The sequence below is a fragment of the Lysobacter sp. 05T417 genome (assembly GCF_056396405.1).
This window is the reverse complement of the sequence record NZ_JBFTLK010000002.1, coordinates 72,504-91,871: the sequence shown is the minus strand read 5'-3', so window position 1 is coordinate 91,871 and position 19,368 is coordinate 72,504. Positions and strand designations below refer to the sequence as shown.

Here is a 19,368-nt window from a genome sequence, read left to right as displayed (position 1 = left end):
TCCCGTCCAGCATGACCGCCTCCAGCACCTCCGGCCTCAACAACGCCGAGATCCGCAACTACACCCTGAACTTCGGCCCGCAGCATCCGGCCGCGCACGGCGTGCTGCGCCTGATCCTGGAAATGGACGGCGAAGTGATCCAGCGTGCCGATCCGCACGTGGGCCTGCTCCACCGCGGTACTGAGAAGCTGGCCGAGTCCAAGCCGTTCAACCAGTCGATCGGCTACATGGACCGTCTCGACTACGTGTCGATGATGTGCAACGAGCACGCCTACGTGCGCGCGATCGAGACCCTCATGGGGATCGAGGCGCCCGAGCGCGCCCAGTACATCCGCACCATGTTCGACGAGATCACCCGCATCCTGAACCACCTCATGTGGATCGGTTCCAATGCGCTCGACCTGGGCGCGATGGCGGTGTTCCTGTACGCATTCCGCGAACGCGAAGAGCTGATGGACTGCTACGAGGCAGTCTCCGGCGCGCGCATGCATGCAACTTACTACCGTCCGGGCGGCGTCTATCGCGACCTGCCGGACCGCATGCCCAAGTACAAGGAATCGCCGTGGCGCAAGGGCGCCAAGCTCAAGCGTTTCAACGAGTGGCGTGAAGGCTCGCTGCTGGATTACCTGGAAGCGTTCACCGCCGACTTCCCGGCGCGCGTCGACGAGTACGAGACGCTGCTGACCGAGAACCGCATCTGGAAGCAGCGCACCGTCGGCATCGGCGTGGTCTCGCCCGAGCAGGCCCTGGCCTGGGGCATGACCGGCGCGATGATCCGTGGTTCGGGCATTGCCTGGGACCTGCGCAAGAAGCAGCCGTACGCCAAGTACGACGTCATGGATTTCGACATCCCCGTCGGCACCAACGGCGACTGCTACGACCGCTACCTGGTGCGCGTGGCCGAGATGCGCCAGTCCAACCGCATCGTCCAGCAGTGCGTGAAGTGGCTCAAGGCCAACCCCGGCCCGGTGATCACCGAGAACTTCAAGGTCGCGCCTCCCTCCCGCGAGGAGATGAAGGACGACATGGAAGCGCTGATCCACCACTTCAAGCTGTTCTCCGAAGGCTACTGCGTGCCGGCCGGCGAGACCTACTGCGCGGTCGAGGCGCCCAAGGGCGAGTTCGGCTGCTACCTGGTTTCCGACGGCGCCAACAAGCCGTTCCGCGTGAAGCTGCGTGCGCCGGGTTTCGCGCACCTGTCTTCGATGGACGAAATCGTGAAGGGCCACATGCTGGCCGACGTCGTGGCGATGATCGGTACCTACGATCTCGTGTTCGGCGAGGTCGACCGCTAAGCGCGGCGGCCGTTGAGGATCTGAACAGATGAAGGCAACCGGAAACTTCGAGGCCACCCAGCACGTCGACCCAATGGTCGCGTTGTCGGACAAGACCCGCGCCCATATCGACCACTGGCTGGCCAAGTTCCCGCCGGACCGCAAGCGTTCGGCCGTGCTCCAGGGCCTGCATGCGGCGCAGGAACAGAACGACGGCTGGCTCAGTGACGAGCTGATCGCTGCGGTGGCCAAGTATCTCGAGCTGCCGGTGGTGTGGGCCTACGAGGTCGCCAGCTTCTATTCGATGTTCGAGACGCAGAAGGTCGGCCACAACAACGTCGCCTTCTGCACCAACATCAGCTGCTGGCTCAATGGCGCCGAAGATCTCGTGCGCCATGCCGAGAAGAAGCTGGGCTGCAAGCTGGGCGAGTCGACCGCCGACGGCCGCATCTTCCTCAAGCGCGAGGAAGAGTGCCTGGCTGCGTGCTGCGGCGCGCCGGTGGTGGTCATCAACGGGCATTACCACGAGAAGCTGGACACCGCCAAGGTGGACGAGCTGCTCGACGGTCTGAAGTGAGGCTTAGGACGACCCATGGCGCACTCGCACCACGACTACTCGCAGGGCTACGGTCCGGTCGGCCCGGTTCCGCAGGAGCACAACGTCGTCTACACGACGCTGCACTACGACACCCCGTGGTCGTATGAGAACTACCTCAAGACCGGTGGCTACGCCGCCCTGCGCAAGATACTGACCGAGAAGATGGAACCGTCCGCGGTCATCGACATGGTCAAGGCTTCGGGCCTGCGCGGTCGCGGCGGCGCCGGTTTCCCGACCGGCCTGAAGTGGAGCTTCATGCCCAAGGGCAGCGGCACCCAGAAGTACATCCTGTGCAACTCGGACGAGTCCGAGCCGGGCACGGCGAAGGATCGCGACATCCTGCGCTTCAATCCGCATTCGGTGGTCGAGGGCATGGCGATCGCCTGCTACGCGACCGGTTCGACGGTGGCCTACAACTACCTGCGTGGCGAGTTCCATCACGAGCCGTTCGAGCATTTCGAGCAGGCGCTCAAGGAAGCCTACGAGAACGGCTGGCTGGGCAAGAACGTGCTCGGCAGCGGCGTCGACATCGACATCTACGGCGCCCTCGGCGCCGGCGCCTACATCTGCGGCGAAGAAACCGCGCTGATGGAATCGCTGGAAGGCAAGAAGGGCCAGCCGCGCTACAAGCCGCCGTTCCCGGCCAATTTCGGCCTGTTCGGCAAGCCGACCACGATCAACAACACCGAGACCTACGCCTCGGTGCCGGCGATCATCCGCAACGGCGCCGAGTGGTTCCTCAACCTGGGCAAGCCGAACAACGGCGGGCCGAAGGTGTTCTCGGTATCGGGCCACGTCGCCCGTCCGGGCAATTACGAAATCCGCCTGGGCACGTCGTTCGCCGACCTGCTGCAGATGGCCGGCGGCATGCGCGCCGGCCACCAGTTGAAGGCAGTGATCCCGGGTGGTTCCTCGATGCCGGTGCTGCCGGGCGAGACCATGATGGGCCTGACGATGGACTACGACTCGATCCAGAAGGCCGGTTCCGGCCTGGGTTCGGGTGCGGTGATCGTGATGGACGAGACCGCCTGCATGGTCCGCGCCTGCCAGCGCATCGCGCGTTTCTACTTCAAGGAAAGCTGCGGCCAGTGCACGCCGTGCCGCGAAGGCACCGGCTGGATGTACCGCATGCTGACCCGCATCGTCGACAAGCAGGCCACCCTGGAGGACCTGCAGATGCTGCGCGCCGCCGCCGGCCAGATCGAAGGCCACACCATCTGCGCCTTCGGCGAAGCCGCGGCGTGGCCGGTGCAGGGGTTCCTGCGCCACTACTGGAACGAGTTCGAGTACGCGATCGTGAACAAGCGCTTCCTGGTCGATGACCAGCTCGCAGGCACCGTCGTCGAGCAGGTGGCCGCATGAGCGCGCAACCGGTGAATCCCAACGTGCCGCCCGATCATGTCTCGATCGAGATCGACGGCGTTGCGATGGTCGCGCCGAAGGGCTCGATGATCATCCAGGCCGCCGACAAGGCCGGCATCCCGATCCCGCGCTTCTGCTACCACGACAAGCTGGCGATCGCGGCGAACTGCCGCATGTGCCTGGTCGAAGTGGAGAAGATGCCCAAGCCGGCGCCGGCCTGCGCCACGCCGGTCATGGACGGCATGAAGGTCACCACGCGCAGCGAAAAGGCGTTGAGGTCGCAGCGCAACGTGATGGAGTTCCTGCTGATCAACCATCCGCTCGACTGCCCGATCTGCGATCAGGGCGGCGAGTGCGAACTGCAGGACCTGTCGCTGGGCTATGGCCGTTCGGTCAGCCGCTTCTCCGAGCGCAAGCGCGTGGTGCCCGACGAGGACATGGGTCCGCTGGTCGCCACCGAGATGACCCGCTGCATCCAGTGCACACGCTGCGTCCGCTTCACTGCGGAAATCGCCGGCACGTATGAGCTGGGCGGCATGTACCGCGGCGAGAACCTGCAGATCGGCACGTTCGACGGCAAGCCGCTGACGACCGAGCTGTCGGGCAACGTCATCGATGTCTGCCCGGTCGGCGCGCTGACCAACAAGGTGTTCCAGTTCAAGGCGCGCCCGTGGGAACTGACCGCGCGCGAGTCGCTGGGCTACCACGACGCGCTGGGCAGCAATCTCTTCCTGCACGTGCGTCGCGGCGAAGTGCTGCGCACCGTGCCGCGCGACAACGAAGCGGTCAACGAATGCTGGCTGTCGGACCGCGACCGCTACTCGCACCAGGGCCTGTACGCGCAGGACCGCGCGACCTCGCCGATGGTCAAGGAAAATGGTGAGTGGCGTGACGCCTCGTGGGAAGAAGCGCTGGCCAAGGCCGCCAGGATCCTGCGCGACAACGGCGCCGACGGCCTGGGCATCCTTGCCCATCCGTCGACCTCGAACGAAGAGGGCGTGCTGCTTGCGCGCCTGGCCGAAGCGCTGGGCACCGGCAACATCGACCACCGCATCGGCCAGCACGATTTGAGCGATGCCGCCATCGCTTCGCCGTTCGCGACGCCAGTGAACGACATCGACCATGCCGACCTGATCGTCATCGTCGGTTCCAACCTGCGCCACGAACTGCCGCTGGTCCACCAGCGCGTGCGCAAGGCCTGGAACCGCGGCGCCAAGGTGCACGTGGTCAACCCGGTCGATTTCGATTTCACCTTCGACATCGCCGGCAAGCACATCGTGGCTCCGTCGCAGATTGCCGCCACGCTGTCCGACACGGCGCTGACCGACGTTGCCAAGAACGCCACGCGCGCCGTGGTGATCGTCGGTGCACTGGCCGAAAACGGCGCCCACGCAGCGGCGATCCGCAAGGCTGCCATCGCGTTCGCTGCCAGCACCGGTGCCGCGCTCAACCGCATCCCGCAGGGCGCCAATGCCGTCGGCCTGTCCGACTACGGCGTGCTGCCGATCGCGCGCGATGCGCAGGCGATGCTGGCCGACCCGCGCACGGCCTACATCCTCTACGGGATCGAGCCGGGCCTGGACTTCGCCGACACCGCGACCGCGCTGAAGGCGCTCAACCCGGCCCAGGTCGTGGCGTTCAGCACCTTCGCGTGCCGTTCGACCCGCGCTGTCGCCGACGTGATCCTGCCCATTGGCCTGTTGCCCGAAATCGACGCCACCTTGACCAATCTCGATGGTCGCCAGCAGGTCGCCATGGCCGGCGCCAAGCTGCCGGGCCAGGCCCGTCCGGGCTGGCGCGTGCTGCGCGCCCTCGGCGGCGAACTCGAAGCCAAGGGCTTTGGCTTCACCGACCTGGTCGGCCTGCGCGCGAGCATGAAGATGCGCGACACCCAGGTCGTCGCCGGCAAGGCGCCGTCTACCGCCGGCGAAGGTCTCGAAGTCGCCGCCAGCATCGCCATCTACCGCAGCGATGCGGTGGTCCGCCGCGCCGCGGCGCTGCAGTCGCACCCGCTCAACGTGGAGCCCAAGGCCGTGCTCAATCCGCACGACGCCTCCGCCCTCGGCCTGGCCGACGGCGTGGTCGCCAAGTTCAACACCGCAGCCGGCACCGCCACGCTGCCCGTGGCCGTGAGCGACAAGGTCGCCCGCGGCACGGTCTGGGTCGAAAGCGGACACGGCGCGACCGCGCCGATGTCGGGTCGCGTGCAGGCGGGGAGGGCATAACGATGTTCGATCCGTTCCGCGACTGGCTGCTCTCGTTCGGCAACATCGGTGCCGTTCTCTGGATCGTCCTGAAGATCCTGCTGATCGCCATGCCGGTGATCATCACGGTGGCGTTCTACGTGGTGTGGGAGCGCAAGCTCATCGGCTGGATGCATGTCCGCCACGGACCCATGTACGTGGGCCGCGGCATCCTCCAGGCGTTCGCCGACGTCTTCAAGCTGCTGTTCAAGGAAGTGATCCAGCCGACCAAGGCCGAGCCCTTCCTGTTCAAGTTCGCTCCGCTGATCGCGCTGGCCCCGGCCTTCGCAGCCTGGGCGGTGGTGCCGTTCGACTACCAGGTGGTGCTGTCGAATGCCAACGCCGGCCTGCTGTACCTGCTGGCGATGACCTCGCTGGGCGTGTACGGCATCATCCTCGCCGGCTGGGCCTCGAACTCGAAGTACGCCTTCCTCGGCGCCATGCGCGCCGCTGCGCAGGTGGTCTCGTACGAAATCGCCATGGGCTTTGCCATGGTCGGCGTGATGGTCGGCGCCGGCAGCCTCAACCTCACCGACATCGTGATGGCGCAGGCCGGCAATGCCGGCGCGCTGGAATGGTTCTGGGTGCCGATGTTCCCGCTGTTCGTCGTCTACTTCATCTCCGGCGTGGCTGAAACCAACCGCGCGCCGTTCGACGTGGTCGAAGGCGAGTCGGAAATTGTCGCCGGCCACATGGTGGAGTACTCGGGTTCGGCGTTCGCGCTGTTCTTCCTGGCCGAATACGCCAACATGATCCTGATCAGCTTCCTGGTCTCGATCTTCTTCGTCGGCGGCTGGCTCAGCCCGCTGCAGGGCCTGGGCATTCCGTTCCTGTCGGTCAACGGCTGGTGGTGGTTGCTGGCCAAGGTGTTCTTCTTCGCCAGCTGCTTCATCTGGTTCCGTGCGTCGTTCCCGCGCTACCGCTACGACCAAATCATGCGCCTGGGCTGGAAGGTCTTCATCCCGCTCACCATCGCCTGGATCTGCGTGGTCGCGTTGATGGCGTACTTCAAAATCTTCGAGCCGGGCGTGTAAGGAACAGGCATGAATCGCATCCGGACTTCAAAAGTTGTTTCCTATTTCAAGAGCCTGCTGCTGATCGAGCTCGTGCAGGGGCTTGCCCTTACCGGCAAGTACCTGTTCAAGCCGAAGTACACGCTGATGTACCCGATGGAGAAGACGCCGCAGTCGCCGCGCTTCCGCGGCGTGCATGCGCTGCGCCGTTATCCCAACGGTGAAGAGCGCTGCATCGCCTGCAAGCTGTGCGAGGCCGTTTGCCCGGCGCTGGCGATCACCATCGACTCGGAGAAGCGCGAGGACGGCACCCGCCGCACCACGCGCTACGACATCGACCTGTTCAAGTGCATCTTCTGTGGTTTCTGCGAGGAGTCCTGCCCGGTCGACTCGATCGTGGAAACGCACATCCACGAGTACCACTTCGACAAGCGCGGACAGAACATCGTCACCAAGCAGCAGCTGCTGGCCATCGGCGACCGTCTCGAAGCCGAGATCGCCGAGCGTCGCGCTGCCGACGCACCTTTCCGCTGAGGCCCTGAAGCATGGATCTCGCCCAGATCTCCTTTTTCGTATTCGCCGCCGTAGCCACCGCGGCCGCGGTCGGCGTCATCAGCGTGCGCAACCCGGTGCACGCAGTGCTGCTGCTGGTGCTGACCTTCTTCTCGGTCGCCTGCACCTGGATCATCGCCGGCGCCGAGTTCCTCGGCGTGGCCCTGATCCTGGTCTACGTCGGCGCGGTGATGGTGCTGCTGCTGTTCGTGGTGATGATGCTCGACATCGACGTGGCGCCGCTGCGTGAGGGCTACGTGCGCTACCTGCCGGTCGGCCTGGTGGTCGCGGTAGTCATGCTGGTCGAGATGCTGACCCTGATCGGGGTCAAGGCCAAGGTCGCCACGGCCTTCACCGCCGATGCCACGACCGGCGGCAACACCGCCTGGCTGGCCCGCGCACTGTTCACCCAGTTCCTGCTGCCATTCGAACTGGCTGCGGTGATCCTGACCGTGGCGGTGATCGCCGCGGTCACGCTGACCCTGCGCCGCCGCCCCGGCGCCAAGCACCAGAGCCCGTCGGCCCAGGCCCGCGTGCGAGCCGGCGACCGCCTGCGCATGGTCAAGATGGACGCTGTGAAGCCGGTCCTGCCGGTCGAAGCCCCCGCAGAGGAGAGCAAGCCGTGAGTGAATTCTTCGGCGCCGGCCTCGCGCTCGGCCACTATCTCGCCCTCGGCGCGGTGCTGTTCTGCATCAGCGTCGCCGGCATCTTCCTCAACCGCAAGAACGTGATCATGTTGCTGATGTCGCTGGAGCTGCTGCTGCTGGCGGTGAACATCAACTTCGTCGCGTTCTCGCGCGAACTGGCCGATCCGGCCGGCCAGGTGTTCGTGTTCTTCATCCTGACCGTGGCCGCGGCCGAAGCCGCCATCGGCCTGGCCATCCTGGTCACGCTGTTCCGCAACCGGCGCACGATCAACGTCGCCGAAATCGATTCGATGAAGGGCTGACGCGGTGGACAACGTTATCGTGGGTCACGCACTCGTGGAGCATGCAATCTCCAAGACGGTCCTGCTGGCGATCGTGCTGGCGCCGCTGCTGGGCGCAATCATCGCCGGTCTGTTCCGCCGCCAGGTCGGTCGCGCCGGCGCGCACTGGGTCACCATCCTTGGCGTGGCCATCAGCTGCCTGCTGTCGATGCAGGTGCTGTGGCAGCTGGCCGGGCAGGGCGCCGCACCGTTCAATGAAAACGTCTACACCTGGTTCCAGGTCGGCGGCTTCGACGCGCACATCGGCTTCATGGTCGACAAGCTGACGGCGATGATGATGGTGGTGGTCACCTTCGTCTCGCTGCTGGTGCACATCTACACCATCGGCTACATGGCCGAGGACGACGGCTACCAGCGCTTCTTCAGCTACATCTCGCTGTTCACCTTCTCGATGTTGATGCTCGTGATGAGCAACAACTTCCTGCAGCTGTTCTTCGGCTGGGAAGCGGTGGGCCTGGTTTCGTACCTGCTGATCGGCTTCTGGTTCAAGCGCCCGACCGCGGTGTTCGCCAACCTCAAGGCGTTCCTGGTCAACCGCGTCGGCGACTTCGGCTTCCTGCTCGGCATCGCCGGCATCCTGTACGCCTTCGGCACGCTCGACTACGCGACCGTGTTCGCCAAGGCCGGCGAGCCGGCACTGGCGACGGCGCAGATGCAGCACGCCTGGCCGGCCCTCGCCCAGGCAGGCAGCTGGCTGTCGCCGATGGCGGGCTGGTCGCTGATGACGGTGATCTGCATCTGCCTGTTCATCGGTGCGATGGGCAAGTCGGCGCAGGTGCCGCTGCACGTGTGGCTGCCCGATTCGATGGAAGGCCCGACCCCGATCTCCGCGCTGATCCATGCCGCGACGATGGTCACCGCCGGCATCTTCATGGTCGCGCGCATGTCGCCGCTGTTCGAGCTGTCGCACACCGCGCTCAACTTCGTGCTGTTCATCGGTGCGACGACCGCCTTCTGGACCGGCCTGATCGGCATCGTCCAGAACGACATCAAGCGCGTGGTCGCGTATTCGACCCTGTCGCAGCTGGGCTACATGACCGTCGCCCTGGGCGTGTCGGCCTACAGCGCCGGCGTCTACCACCTGATGACCCACGCCTTCTTCAAGGCCCTGCTGTTCCTCGGTGCCGGCTCGGTGATCATCGGCATGCACCACGAGCAGGACATGCGTCGCATGGGTGGCCTGAAGAAGTACATGCCGATCACCTACTGGACGATGCTGATCGGCACGCTGGCGCTGGTCGGCACGCCGTTCTTCAGCGGCTTCTACTCGAAGGACACCATCATCGAGGCGGCTGCGCATCACGCCCACGAGGCGAACAACTGGATCGCCACGTACGCGTACTGGGCGGTGCTGCTGGGCGCCTTCGTGACCGCGTTCTACAGCTTCCGCCTGCTGTACCTGACCTTCCACGGCAAGGAGCGCTTCCACGATCCGGTGCCCGACCATTACGTCGCGCCGGAAGCGGATTCGTCCGAGCACGAGGACGCGCTCGCCGAGCAGCACGGCCACGACGGCCATGCCAAGCACGACGACCGCGGCCACGGCCACGACGACCACGCCCACGCCCACACCCCGCACGAGTCGCCGTGGGTGGTGACGCTGCCGCTGATCCTGCTGGCGATCCCCTCGATCCTGATCGGTTTCTTCAGCGTCGGCCCGATGCTGTTCGGCACCGACGTGACGGGCCACCACAAGCAGCTGCCGTTCTTCCTCGGCGCGATCGACGTGCCCGCAGCGCATGACGTCATCGGCAAGCTGGCCGAAGAGTTCCACGGTCCGGTGGCGTTCGCGCTGCACGGCTTCATGGCGCCCGCCTTCTGGCTGGCCTTCTCCGGCTTCGTGCTCGCCACGGTCATGTACTGGTGGAAGCCGGAACTGCCTGCCAAGGCACGCAAGGCATTCGCCTGGCCGGTGCGCGTGCTCGAAGAGAAATACGGCTTCGACAAGCTCTGGATCGATGGTTTCGCCGGTGGCGGCCTCGGCCTGGGCAAGGCATCGCGCGCGATCGATACCTATGTCATTGACGGCGCCGCCGTGAACGGCAGCGCACGCGTCGTCGACCTGGTTGCACGCCTGACCCGCCGGCTGCAGTCCGGTTACCTCTACCACTATGCCTTCGCGATGATCATCGGCCTGATTGCACTCCTGGCCGTTCTGATTCGTTACTGGCGCTAATCCGACAAGGACCCGACGTGAGCTCCGAGCCCTTGCAGAGCACTTCCTTCCTGCTCAGCCTGTTGATCTGGCTGCCGATCCTCGGCGGCTTCGCCACCCTGGCGTTCGGCAACGAGCGCGCCAATGCGGCGCGCTGGTTCGCCACCGCCGTGGCGCTGGTCACCATGGCCGTGAACATCCCCTTGTTCACCGCGTTCGACATGACCACCCCGGCCATGCAGTTCGTCGAGAGCAAGACCTGGATCGCCGCCTACGACATCCGTTACCACCTCGGCGTGGACGGCATCTCGGCGGCGCTGATCGGCCTGACCACGCTGACCACGCTGCTGGCGATGGTCGGCGCCTGGACCTCGATCGACAAGCGCGTCAGCCAGTACTACGCCGCCTTCCTGATCCTGGAAGGCCTGATGATCGGCGTGTTCTCGGCGCTGGACGCGATGCTGTTCTATGTCTTCTTCGAAGGCATGCTGATCCCGATGTTCATCATCATCGGCGTCTGGGGCGGCCCGCGCCGCGTGTACGCGTCGATCAAGTTCTTCCTGTACACCTTCCTCGGCTCGCTGTTCATGCTGGTCGGCCTGATCTACCTGTACCTCAAGGGCGGTAGCTGGCAGCTGTCGGACATGTACTCGCTGTCGCTCAACGCGACCGAGCAGATGTGGTTGTTCTTCGGGTTCCTGATCGCCTTCGCGGTCAAGGTGCCGATGTTCCCGGTCCACACCTGGTTGCCCGATGCGCACGTCGAGGCGCCGACCGCCGGTTCGGTGATCCTGGCCGCGATCATGCTGAAGATCGGTGGCTACGGCTTCATCCGTTTCGTCCTGCCGATCGTGCCCGATGCCGGCGCCGAGTGGGCGTGGCTGGTGATCGCGCTGAGCCTGATCGCGGTGGTCTATGTCGGCCTGGTCGCGCTGGCGCAGGACGACATGAAGAAGCTGATCGCCTATTCGTCGGTCTCGCACATGGGCTTTGTCACCCTGGGCATCTTCATCGCCTTCGCCCTGGTCCGCGAGGCCGGCAACACCGATGGCGCACGCCTGGGCCTGCAGGGCGCCATGGTGCAGATGATCAGCCACGGCTTCGTCTCCGGCGCGATGTTCAGCTGCGTCGGCGTGCTCTACGACCGCATGCACACCCGAATGATCAAGGACTACGGCGGCGTCGCCAACGTGATGCCGTGGTTCGCGGCGTTCATCGTGCTGTTCGCGATGGCCAACTCCGGCCTGCCGGGCACGTCGGGCTTCGTCGGCGAGTTCATGGTCATCCTGGCTTCGTTCCAGCAGCACCCGCTGATCGGTTTCGTCGCCGCGACCACGCTCATCATTGGTGCGGCATACACGTTGTGGCTGGTCAAACGCACCATCTGGGGCGAGGTGGGCAACGCCCATGTCGCCGAGCTGGAGGACATCAATGCGCGTGAGGCCTTCGTGCTCGGTGTGTTCGCTGCCGGTGTGCTGGCGCTGGGCCTGTGGCCGAAGCCGCTGACGGACCTGATGGAACCCGCTATTGCGAATCTGGCGATGCAGATCGCCTCATCGAAGCTTTGAGGTTGTAGCGCATGATCATGCCTGTACGCACCGCCGCCGACCTGATGCCGCTGCTCCCGGAGCTGGTGGTGATCCTCGGCGCGTTCGCGCTGCTGATGCTCGACCTGTTCCTCGACGAGCGCCGCCGCGTCATCAGCCATGTCTTCGCCATCGCCGTGCTGGCGGTCGCCACCGCGCTGATCTCGTTCGGCGTAGGCGACCATGGCACCTTCCTCAGCGGCATGTTCGTGCGCGACACGGCGGCCGACGTGATGAAGATCACCATCGGCATCGTCGGCATCCTGGCCATGATCTACACCTGGCCGTACCTGCGCGAACGCGGCCTGTACAAGGGCGAGGTGTCGGTGCTGATGCTGTTCGCCACCGCCGGCATGATGTTCCTGGTGTCGTCGGGCAGCCTGGTGATGGTCTACCTCGGCCTGGAAATGCTGGCGCTGTGCTCCTACGCGCTGGTCGCGATCGACCGCGACAGCCCGCTGGCCTCGGAAGCGGCGATCAAGTACTTCGTTCTCGGCGCGCTCGCTTCGGGCCTGCTGCTGTACGGCCTGTCGCTGATCTACGGCGCCACCGGCTCGCTGCAGCTCGACCAGATCGCGACGGTTGCGCAGGCGAAGATCGCCGACGGTTCCTCGCTGATGCTGATCACCGGCGTGGTGTTCGTCGTCGCCGGCATCGCCTTCAAGTTCGGCGCGGCGCCGTTCCACATGTGGCTGCCGGACGTCTACCACGGTGCGCCGACGCCGATCACGCTGTTCATTGGTTCGGCCCCCAAGCTGGCTGCATTCGGCATGACCTACCGGCTGCTTGAAGTCGGTGCGGCACCGTTCGAAGACCAGTGGCGCCTGCTGCTGGCCGGTATCGCGGTGCTGTCGCTGGCGATCGGCAACCTCAGCGCGATGGTGCAGAGCAACCTCAAGCGACTGCTGGCGTATTCGACCGTTTCGCATGTCGGCTTCCTGTTCGTCGGCCTTGCCGGCGGCGGTCGCGAAGGGTTTGCTGCCGCGCTGTTCTACGCAATCAGCTACTCGATCATGTCGGCGGCAGCGTTCGGCGCGATCGTGGTGCTGTCGCGCCAGGGTTTCGAAGCCGACCGCATCGACGACTACAAGGGCCTCAACGCCCGCAGCCCGTGGATGGCCGGCCTGGTGCTGTGCGTGATGGCCTCGCTGGCCGGCGTGCCGCCGTTCCTTGGTTTCTGGGCCAAGCTCGCCGTGCTGCGCGCAGCGCTGCAGGGCGACATGCTGTGGCTGACCCTCGTCGGCGTGGTGTTCGCGGTGATCGGCGCGTTCTACTACCTGCGCGTGATCAAGGTGATGTACTTCGACGAGCCGGAAGGCGAGCCGATGGAGCCCAGCAGCGACCGTCCGTTGCGCATCGTGTTCGGCGTCAACGCACTGGCGCTGCTTGCGCTGGGCCTGGCGTGGAGTCCGATCATGGAATGGTGCCAGCGCGCATTCGCAGGCTGAACGTTCCAACTGTTTTCGCAGGCCCGGAGCAGAAAACTCTGAATCGGGCTTGCGAAGATTCGAGTCACGCGTTAACATTGTCGTTCTGGTGCGGGGTGGAGCAGTCTGGCAGCTCGTCGGGCTCATAACCCGAAGGTCGCAGGTTCAAATCCTGCCCCCGCTACCAATATTTTCTCAGGAATAGACGAGCATCCTGGGAGAACAATGAGGTCGGTACTCCATGCGGAGTTCCGGCCTTTTTTGTTTGGCAGGTTCATTGGCCGATGAGCGCTGGTGACTTGCCGAGGTTCGCGAACGGTAGTGGACGTTCTTTCAGGCGTGGTGGCTAAGTCGCGTGCGCGCACTAGGGGCGGCTATTCGCCGCCGAACGACTCATCTTCGTCAGAGCCGAAGCAAATAGCACAGTGCGGCAATTTCCTGGAGCAGATTCCGATGGCGTTGGCCGTAGTTGTGAAGGTCACAGACACCGTCGGTCGCGTCCCGCAGGGCGTCCCAGAATGGGACGATCCCAGGAGCGGAGAATATCCGTTCAGATTGGGGGGGCGTCCTCAAGTTGCGCCGGCCGCAACCAGTGGATAATATAACAATCGTTATATAGATACCCCGGAGGTGCCCTATGGTTGCCCTCAAGCTCACGTCCGTCGGTTCGTCGACTGGACTCATCATCAACAAGGAAGTCCAGGCCAAGCTGCGGGTCAAGAAGGGCGACACGGTCTATCTGACCGAGGCCCCGGGCGGTATGCGCCTGACTCCCTACAATCCGACCTTCGAGCGTCAGATGTCGTTGGCCGAGGCGATCATGCGCAAGGACAAGGACATCCTGCGCGAGCTGGCTAAGTGAGGGAATGGCGCTGGCTCGCACTCGATGTGATCCTGGCTGTCCATGACTATCAACTCGCCGAGCACGGCGGACCGGATGGGGTGAGGGATCTGGGCGCTATCGAGTCCGCGCTCGCCCGCCCCGCCCAGCTGCTGAACTACGCGACCCCCGATGCCGCCGACCTCGCGGCGTGCTACTGCTTCGGACTGGCCAAGAACCACGGCTTCGAGGACGGCAACAAGCGCACAGCATGGATCGCGCTCCGAGTGTTCCTGGCCGACAACGGCTTTGCCTTCACGTTCGACCCGCACGAGGCCGTCGAAGTTGTGAAGGCGGTCTCTGCGAGCGTCATTGACGAGGTGGCACTGGCCGGATGGATCCGGGCCCAGGTCGAGGACATCGACGAGCCGTCCTAGCGCGGCTCGTCCATAACTCGGCCGAAGGGAATGCATACCGGTTCCGTCAGCATGGAGTTTGCCTCCGCTGCCACATTCTTCCGGGAAGATTGACGAGCATTCCGGGAAACAACGATCAAGCCGGTGCCTCAGTGATGAGCCGCCGGCTTTTTTGTTTTTGTGCTTTGGCGAAGGCGTCTTCGCTGCCCGGCGATTGAGACGTTTCTGATGGTTGCCGCTGACCCCGGTTGCTCTCATGGCTGCGGACGCGAAATGCGATCAGCGCAGGGGAAACGTTGGCAAAGCAACTTCAGGAGGCGCTGGCGCCTGCCTTGGCAAGCGAACGTACACTGGCCCGATCGGCGCTGCTGGCCGCGATGATGTCGCTGGCGCTGCTGCCTCGCGATTGCCTTGCAGTCTGCAACTTCACGCTCGGCGGGTTCGGTGTGGTCAATTTTTCGACCCCGGCTTCGGTGGCGGTCCCACGCGACACGCCCAACGGCACGGTGATCGGCCACTACGAATTCAACGGTCCAGCCGCTTTTTCGATGGTCTGCACGGGCGACCTCTACGGCCTGGTCAATTTTGCAGGGCCGACACCGGCGGTGGGGCGGGTGCTGATGCCCATCGGCACCACCGGGTTGTCCTGGCAATGGTCGATCTTCGGTAGGGGGGAATTCGAGCAGTCGTTCGGTTCGAATTTTCTGGCCGGAGTCGTTTCCTCGTCGGGCGGCCGCCTGCAGATCCTGGAGCTCGTCAAGACCGGGGCGGTCACCGCCGGCACCGTCGTCCCTGCCGGCGAACTGGGTCGGCGCCGCTACGGGTCGCGGGACGTCTGGTCGTTGCGGCTGGGCAACCCGATCACGGTGACCACGCCCTCGTGCTCGACCGCGGACGTCGCCGTCGCGATGGGCAGCTACCGGCGCTCGGACCTGTCCGGGATTGGCAGCACCACCGGCCAGGTGTCGTTCGCCATAAACCTGGATTGCCCCGCCGGCGTCAACCGGATTCGCTACCGCGTAGATCCGCTGACCCCGGTGATCAACGCCTCGCAATCGGTAGTCGCCCTCGATTCGGGTTCCGGGGCAACCGGAATCGGGTTGCAATTGCTCAACGCCAGTGGCAGCGGCCCATTGCCCTTGTCCGCATTCCAGTCGTTCGGCGGCAACGCCGGGGCTGGCACGTACTCCATTCCGCTGCGCGCCCGCTATTACCAGACCGGCGCAATGGTGGGCGGTGGCCGGGCAAATGCTTCCATGGCGTTCACGTTGAGCTACGAGTGAATGCGGTGGCACGGGCGGGCAGGGCAGACGCGTCGAAAGCTCGCGCCTTCGTGCGCGGCTCTCGAGCTGAAGTCGGCCACCAGGTCCAGCTTGGCACTTGACCTACACGTGCAAGCAAATATGTCCGATTCTCAACCACATACGCGGAATGATCTCCTTGCGCACGGCTGAGAGTGTTTGGCCGACGCCTGGATTGGCGTTCAATCCAAACTTGCAAGGAGTGATGAATTGCGCCTTCTAGACCCCAAAGAGCTGTCCTTGGTATCGGGTGCCGGATCCAGTGTTTCGCAACAAGTGACACGTGCCTGTGCAGGACTTCCCGATAGTGCGACGGTATCGATCTCCCATAACGCATCTACCAACATTGGCCCAGCATGGGGAAGCGCAAGCTCGAATACCACGCAGACGGTCAACGTAAACTGCGGCGATCTACGAGGGGGCGCTGAGAGAGGGGGGCGCCCGCCCAGTACCTGGGGGCTGCCACCTAGAAAGCCGGGAGTGACGGACCGCTGGGTTCCACTGAAGCCCTTCTGACTCGGGGGCGGGGCAATGTCCTGGCTGGAGTCTCCCCTGCCCCAGCTGGCCCGTCGCGTAGTTTGCGGCGGGTTGTTGCTTCTGGCTAGTTGGCCATCCTGCTCTGCGAATCGTCGCATTGACATCAGTATGAGCCCCGTTGTCTGGTTAGGAGTTGAACAGGCCCATTGGCCTAGTGACAGCCGATCGGTGGCAGTTCAGTTCAATAGCCAACAGGACGACTTGATTTGCGGTAGGCCGCTCATTCACAGCGTCCAGCTGGCAGTCGCGAGACGCGAGATCGTCTTTGGAGTTTCCTGCGGACAGCTGTGGGTGCTCATGCCCCCGCTGAACGATCAATTGAAGGAAGCCAGTGCACAAAGGATTGCCGCTCACGAAGCCTTCCACGCCATGATGCTCGCGACCGCGCGAAGGGTCAGGTTGGATGTAGGGGTATCAGACATCGAACCAGACGCACTTATTGGCGCCAGAGACTCCAGCACGTTCTTCATCACGGTGATCCGGGCCCTAGATCAAGCAGCCGCGGAGCCGAAGTTGGGCAGTACGCAATGCATCAATATCGCTTCGAAATACTCTGGCTTGGATCAGCGCAGTCGCGCGCTCGTCAATCACTTGATGCAGACGGAATGGCCGGCGGAGTTCTACATGCGACAGACTGACCCAAATGACTCGCCGCATCACTATGCAGCGTTTCGCAACAAGGCGACGGACCTGCCCTATCGCGCAGGTGGCGCAGCGATGAACTACATCGATCGGGTCGTGGGGCGGACCGGTTGGCAGGAAAGGTTTTCGGCTGGAGATTCAATCCTGGATCTCCTTCTCGATTCTCTTGGCTGCCCGAGCCTCCACCCAGGAGGGGCGGTCATGGTGACCGTCGAAGGCCAACTCACAGAGTTGGTTGATCAATAGTTCGGTTTTGAATGAACTGCCGCTTCCGGGGCGGCAGTTTGGGCGGCCATGAAACACTGGACCAAGGACGGGACATGACTGATGGGCTGCGGTTGAAGCTCCACTCTGGAAGGGACGTCAAGGTGGTGTACCAGACTGAGGCGGCCGAGTGTGGTCTGGCGTGCCTGGCGATGGTCGCGGGCTGGCATGGACTCCAAACGGATATGCCGGCGTTGCGGCGGATATTTCCTCACTCTCGCAGGGGGATGAATCTCGAGCGATTGATAGCCCTGGCTGCGCGGGTTGGGCTGCAATGCCGAGCGCTGAGGTTGGAACCGGCCGATTTGCGAAAGCTGGCGCTACCTTGCGTTCTGCATTGGGAGATGAATCATTTTGTCGTTCTCGTCCGGGTTCTACGCAACGGAATACTTGTGCATGATCCCGCGTTCGGCCGGAGAAAGCTTGGAGCCCGGGAGGTTGATCGTAGCTTTACCGGTGTGGCAGTCGAGTTCTCGCGTGCCGTGGATTTTGTACAACAGAAGAGTCCGGTCCGGGGCATTTCTTTGGCTCAGATGATTGGGCCCGTACGAGGGGTTTGGACGGCCTCGTTTAAGCTATTTTTGCTGTCAATTGGGTTGCAAGCAATCGCGATGATCGCTCCGCTTCTGATGCAGGGCGTGATGGATCAAGTCATTGTGTCGAATGATCGTGACCTGTTGATGCTCATTGTCCTTGGACTGCTTGTTGTTCTCCTTCTTCAGGTTGCAATTGGCTCGATTAGGGCCTGGTCAATACTGCGTCTCTCATCTGTAGTTGGAATTCAATGGATTGGATCCGTTGTAGGTCATCTCCTTCGCTTGCCGATGGGATTCTTTGAGAAACGACATCTTGGGGACATTGTGTCCCGGATAGCCTCAGTGAGTGCCCTTCAGGATGCTCTTACCGTGGGGCTTGTGGGTCTGGCGCTAGATGGGCTGATGGCCATTGTGTCGTTGGGAATGATGATCAGCTACAGCGTCCCGGCCGCGTGCTTGTCGCTGATATCGGTGACCGTATACGGCGTCATCCGAGTTGGTTGGTATGGGCCGTTGCGTCTGGCAAACGAGGAGCAGTTGATTCGAAATGCAAAGGAGAGCAGTCACCTGATTGAGTCCGTTCGGGGGATTCAATCACTCAAGCTCAGCGGAAAGGTTCACGCGCGCCACTCGGCGTGGCTTGGGTTGGCTGTTGCCTCACTCAATCAGAATGTAGCCGTCTCCAGGATCGGATTGGTTCTTGACGGTTCGAGTCAGCTAGTGTTTGGTGTGGAGCGGATTGCTCTCGTCGGACTCGGCGCATGGCTTGTGCTTGAGAGGCAGTTTTCGGTTGGTATGTTGATTGCCTACATGTCGTATAAGGACCAATTCGTTGAAAGGATGGGTGGGCTGATCGACGGCGTCATTGAACTGCGCATGCTGCGGATTCATAGCGAGCGCCTTGGCGATATTGTGCTAACTGCGCCGGAGTGCGGGCGCAAGGTTCATCAGGAAATGGTTTCCTCGGGAGACTATTCACTCGAGGCTGACGGATTGGGGTTTCGCTATGGCGATGACGGGGCATGGGTTCTCAGGGGGTGCAGTTTCCGCATCCGTCAGGGTGAGGTTGTGGCAATCGTTGGGGCATCAGGCTGCGGGAAAACGACGTTGGTGAAACTGCTGCTTGGGCTGCTTGTTCCCGCGGAAGGCGAAGTTAGGCTCGGAGGGGTTTGCATCGACAGCTTGAGTCTCGACTCGTACCGCGCAGAGTTTGGTGTTGTGATGCAGGACGATCAGCTGTTCGCAGGAACTGTTCTCGATAACATTGTGTTTTTCGACCCGAATGGATGTGTCATTCTTGCGGAGCGTGCCGCGCGCCTTGCTGCAATTCATGATGAGATTGAGGCGATGACGATGGGCTATCAGACACTGGTTGGCGAGCTGGGGATTGGAATGTCTGGTGGGCAGAAGCAACGGCTTCTCCTCGCAAGAGCGCTTTACCGGAATCCAAAGATCATCGTCTTGGATGAGGCAACCAGTCATCTGGATGTACTGTCGGAGCGGCTTGTGAATGATTCGATCCAAGGGATGAGCTTGACTAGGATCATCATCGCTCATCGGCCCGAGACCATCGCGATGGCGGATCGCGTTCTCACGTTGGAGGATGGTTTCATACTGTCTGACGTTGATCGTGGCGCGGTTTGCTCCTGATGCG

Annotated in this window: 16 protein-coding genes and 1 tRNA gene; all 17 read left to right on the top strand. The window is 63.3% G+C overall.

All coding sequences use genetic code 11. The annotated features are described in order from the left end of the window. Positions 1–11: 11 nt before the first annotated feature. The 17 genes from AC1DER_RS03775 (at position 12) to AC1DER_RS03695 (ending at position 19,364) form a co-directional block, all read left to right on the top strand. Positions 12–1,295, top strand: coding sequence for an NADH-quinone oxidoreductase subunit D (locus tag AC1DER_RS03775; RefSeq protein ID WP_441815209.1), 1,284 nt, complete (start codon positions 12–14; stop codon positions 1,293–1,295). A gap of 28 nt (positions 1,296–1,323) precedes the next feature. Further along, the gene (gene nuoE, locus AC1DER_RS03770; protein ID WP_441814756.1) at positions 1,324–1,851 is read left to right on the top strand and encodes an NADH-quinone oxidoreductase subunit NuoE; all 528 of its coding nucleotides are present in this window, start codon (positions 1,324–1,326) and stop codon (positions 1,849–1,851) included. Between the two features lie 15 nt (positions 1,852–1,866). Then, positions 1,867–3,234 (top strand): NADH-quinone oxidoreductase subunit NuoF, encoded by a 1,368-nt coding sequence (gene nuoF / locus AC1DER_RS03765; RefSeq protein WP_441814755.1) that lies wholly within the window; start codon positions 1,867–1,869, stop codon positions 3,232–3,234. Next, the gene (gene nuoG, locus AC1DER_RS03760; RefSeq protein ID WP_477245539.1) at positions 3,231–5,459 is read left to right on the top strand and encodes an NADH-quinone oxidoreductase subunit NuoG; all 2,229 of its coding nucleotides are present in this window, start codon (positions 3,231–3,233) and stop codon (positions 5,457–5,459) included. The genes nuoF and nuoG overlap by 4 nt, the downstream gene beginning before the upstream one ends. 2 nt (positions 5,460–5,461) lie before the next feature. Then, entirely contained in the window at positions 5,462–6,511 is a 1,050-nt protein-coding gene (gene nuoH, locus AC1DER_RS03755) for an NADH-quinone oxidoreductase subunit NuoH (RefSeq protein WP_477245537.1), read from the top strand. A gap of 9 nt (positions 6,512–6,520) precedes the next feature. Further along, the gene (gene nuoI, locus AC1DER_RS03750; RefSeq protein WP_441814752.1) at positions 6,521–7,024 is read left to right on the top strand and encodes an NADH-quinone oxidoreductase subunit NuoI; all 504 of its coding nucleotides are present in this window, start codon (positions 6,521–6,523) and stop codon (positions 7,022–7,024) included. A gap of 11 nt (positions 7,025–7,035) precedes the next feature. Continuing rightward, a complete protein-coding gene (locus AC1DER_RS03745) occupies positions 7,036–7,668 on the top strand; it encodes an NADH-quinone oxidoreductase subunit J (RefSeq protein ID WP_477245535.1) in 633 nt (210 codons plus the stop codon). After that, positions 7,665–7,991, top strand: a complete 327-nt coding sequence (nuoK, locus tag AC1DER_RS03740) for an NADH-quinone oxidoreductase subunit NuoK (protein ID WP_241919666.1) — start codon at positions 7,665–7,667, stop codon at positions 7,989–7,991. Before AC1DER_RS03745 ends, nuoK begins: the two co-directional genes overlap by 4 nt. 34 nt (positions 7,992–8,025) lie before the next feature. After that, positions 8,026–10,206 carry an NADH-quinone oxidoreductase subunit L gene (gene nuoL / locus AC1DER_RS03735; RefSeq protein WP_477357739.1) on the top strand — a complete coding sequence of 727 codons (2,181 nt, stop codon included), beginning with the start codon at positions 8,026–8,028 and terminating at the stop codon, positions 10,204–10,206. A 50-nt stretch (positions 10,207–10,256) separates the two neighbouring features. Continuing rightward, on the top strand, positions 10,257–11,753 hold the full coding sequence (locus AC1DER_RS03730; protein WP_441815207.1) for an NADH-quinone oxidoreductase subunit M: 1,497 nt from the start codon (positions 10,257–10,259) through the stop codon (positions 11,751–11,753). An 11-nt stretch (positions 11,754–11,764) separates the two neighbouring features. After that, on the top strand, positions 11,765–13,219 hold the full coding sequence (gene nuoN, locus AC1DER_RS03725) for an NADH-quinone oxidoreductase subunit NuoN (RefSeq protein WP_477245532.1): 1,455 nt from the start codon (positions 11,765–11,767) through the stop codon (positions 13,217–13,219). A gap of 89 nt (positions 13,220–13,308) precedes the next feature. Then, positions 13,309–13,385, top strand: a tRNA-Met gene (locus AC1DER_RS03720). 450 nt (positions 13,386–13,835) lie between these two features. Beyond that, the gene (locus tag AC1DER_RS03715) at positions 13,836–14,060 is read left to right on the top strand and encodes an AbrB/MazE/SpoVT family DNA-binding domain-containing protein (protein ID WP_477245530.1); all 225 of its coding nucleotides are present in this window, start codon (positions 13,836–13,838) and stop codon (positions 14,058–14,060) included. Beyond that, positions 14,057–14,455: a type II toxin-antitoxin system death-on-curing family toxin gene (locus AC1DER_RS03710; protein WP_441814749.1), complete on the top strand. Its 399-nt coding sequence runs from the start codon at positions 14,057–14,059 to the stop codon at positions 14,453–14,455. The genes AC1DER_RS03715 and AC1DER_RS03710 overlap by 4 nt, the downstream gene beginning before the upstream one ends. A 275-nt stretch (positions 14,456–14,730) precedes the next feature. Next, complete coding sequence (locus tag AC1DER_RS03705; protein ID WP_477245528.1) at positions 14,731–15,717, top strand: fimbrial protein; 987 nt, start codon at positions 14,731–14,733, stop codon at positions 15,715–15,717. 723 nt (positions 15,718–16,440) lie between these two features. Beyond that, a complete protein-coding gene (locus AC1DER_RS03700) occupies positions 16,441–17,160 on the top strand; it encodes a hypothetical protein (protein WP_477245526.1) in 720 nt (239 codons plus the stop codon). A gap of 74 nt (positions 17,161–17,234) precedes the next feature. Continuing rightward, a complete protein-coding gene (locus AC1DER_RS03695; protein ID WP_477245524.1) occupies positions 17,235–19,364 on the top strand; it encodes a peptidase domain-containing ABC transporter in 2,130 nt (709 codons plus the stop codon). Positions 19,365–19,368 lie beyond the last annotated feature (4 nt).

What these genes read in the sequence shown, in the direction of transcription:
- AC1DER_RS03775 (WP_441815209.1), top strand. Translation starts at nt 12, where the DNA reads ATGACCGCCTCCAGCACCTCCGGCCTCAACAACGCCGAGATCCGCAAC.
- nuoE (WP_441814756.1), top strand. Translation starts at nt 1,324, where the DNA reads ATGAAGGCAACCGGAAACTTCGAGGCCACCCAGCACGTCGACCCAATG.
- nuoF (WP_441814755.1), top strand. Translation starts at nt 1,867, where the DNA reads ATGGCGCACTCGCACCACGACTACTCGCAGGGCTACGGTCCGGTCGGC.
- nuoG (WP_477245539.1), top strand. Translation starts at nt 3,231, where the DNA reads ATGAGCGCGCAACCGGTGAATCCCAACGTGCCGCCCGATCATGTCTCG.
- nuoH (WP_477245537.1), top strand. Translation starts at nt 5,462, where the DNA reads ATGTTCGATCCGTTCCGCGACTGGCTGCTCTCGTTCGGCAACATCGGT.
- nuoI (WP_441814752.1), top strand. Translation starts at nt 6,521, where the DNA reads ATGAATCGCATCCGGACTTCAAAAGTTGTTTCCTATTTCAAGAGCCTG.
- AC1DER_RS03745 (WP_477245535.1), top strand. Translation starts at nt 7,036, where the DNA reads ATGGATCTCGCCCAGATCTCCTTTTTCGTATTCGCCGCCGTAGCCACC.
- nuoN (WP_477245532.1), top strand. Translation starts at nt 11,765, where the DNA reads ATGATCATGCCTGTACGCACCGCCGCCGACCTGATGCCGCTGCTCCCG.
- AC1DER_RS03715 (WP_477245530.1), top strand. Translation starts at nt 13,836, where the DNA reads ATGGTTGCCCTCAAGCTCACGTCCGTCGGTTCGTCGACTGGACTCATC.
- AC1DER_RS03695 (WP_477245524.1), top strand. Translation starts at nt 17,235, where the DNA reads ATGACTGATGGGCTGCGGTTGAAGCTCCACTCTGGAAGGGACGTCAAG.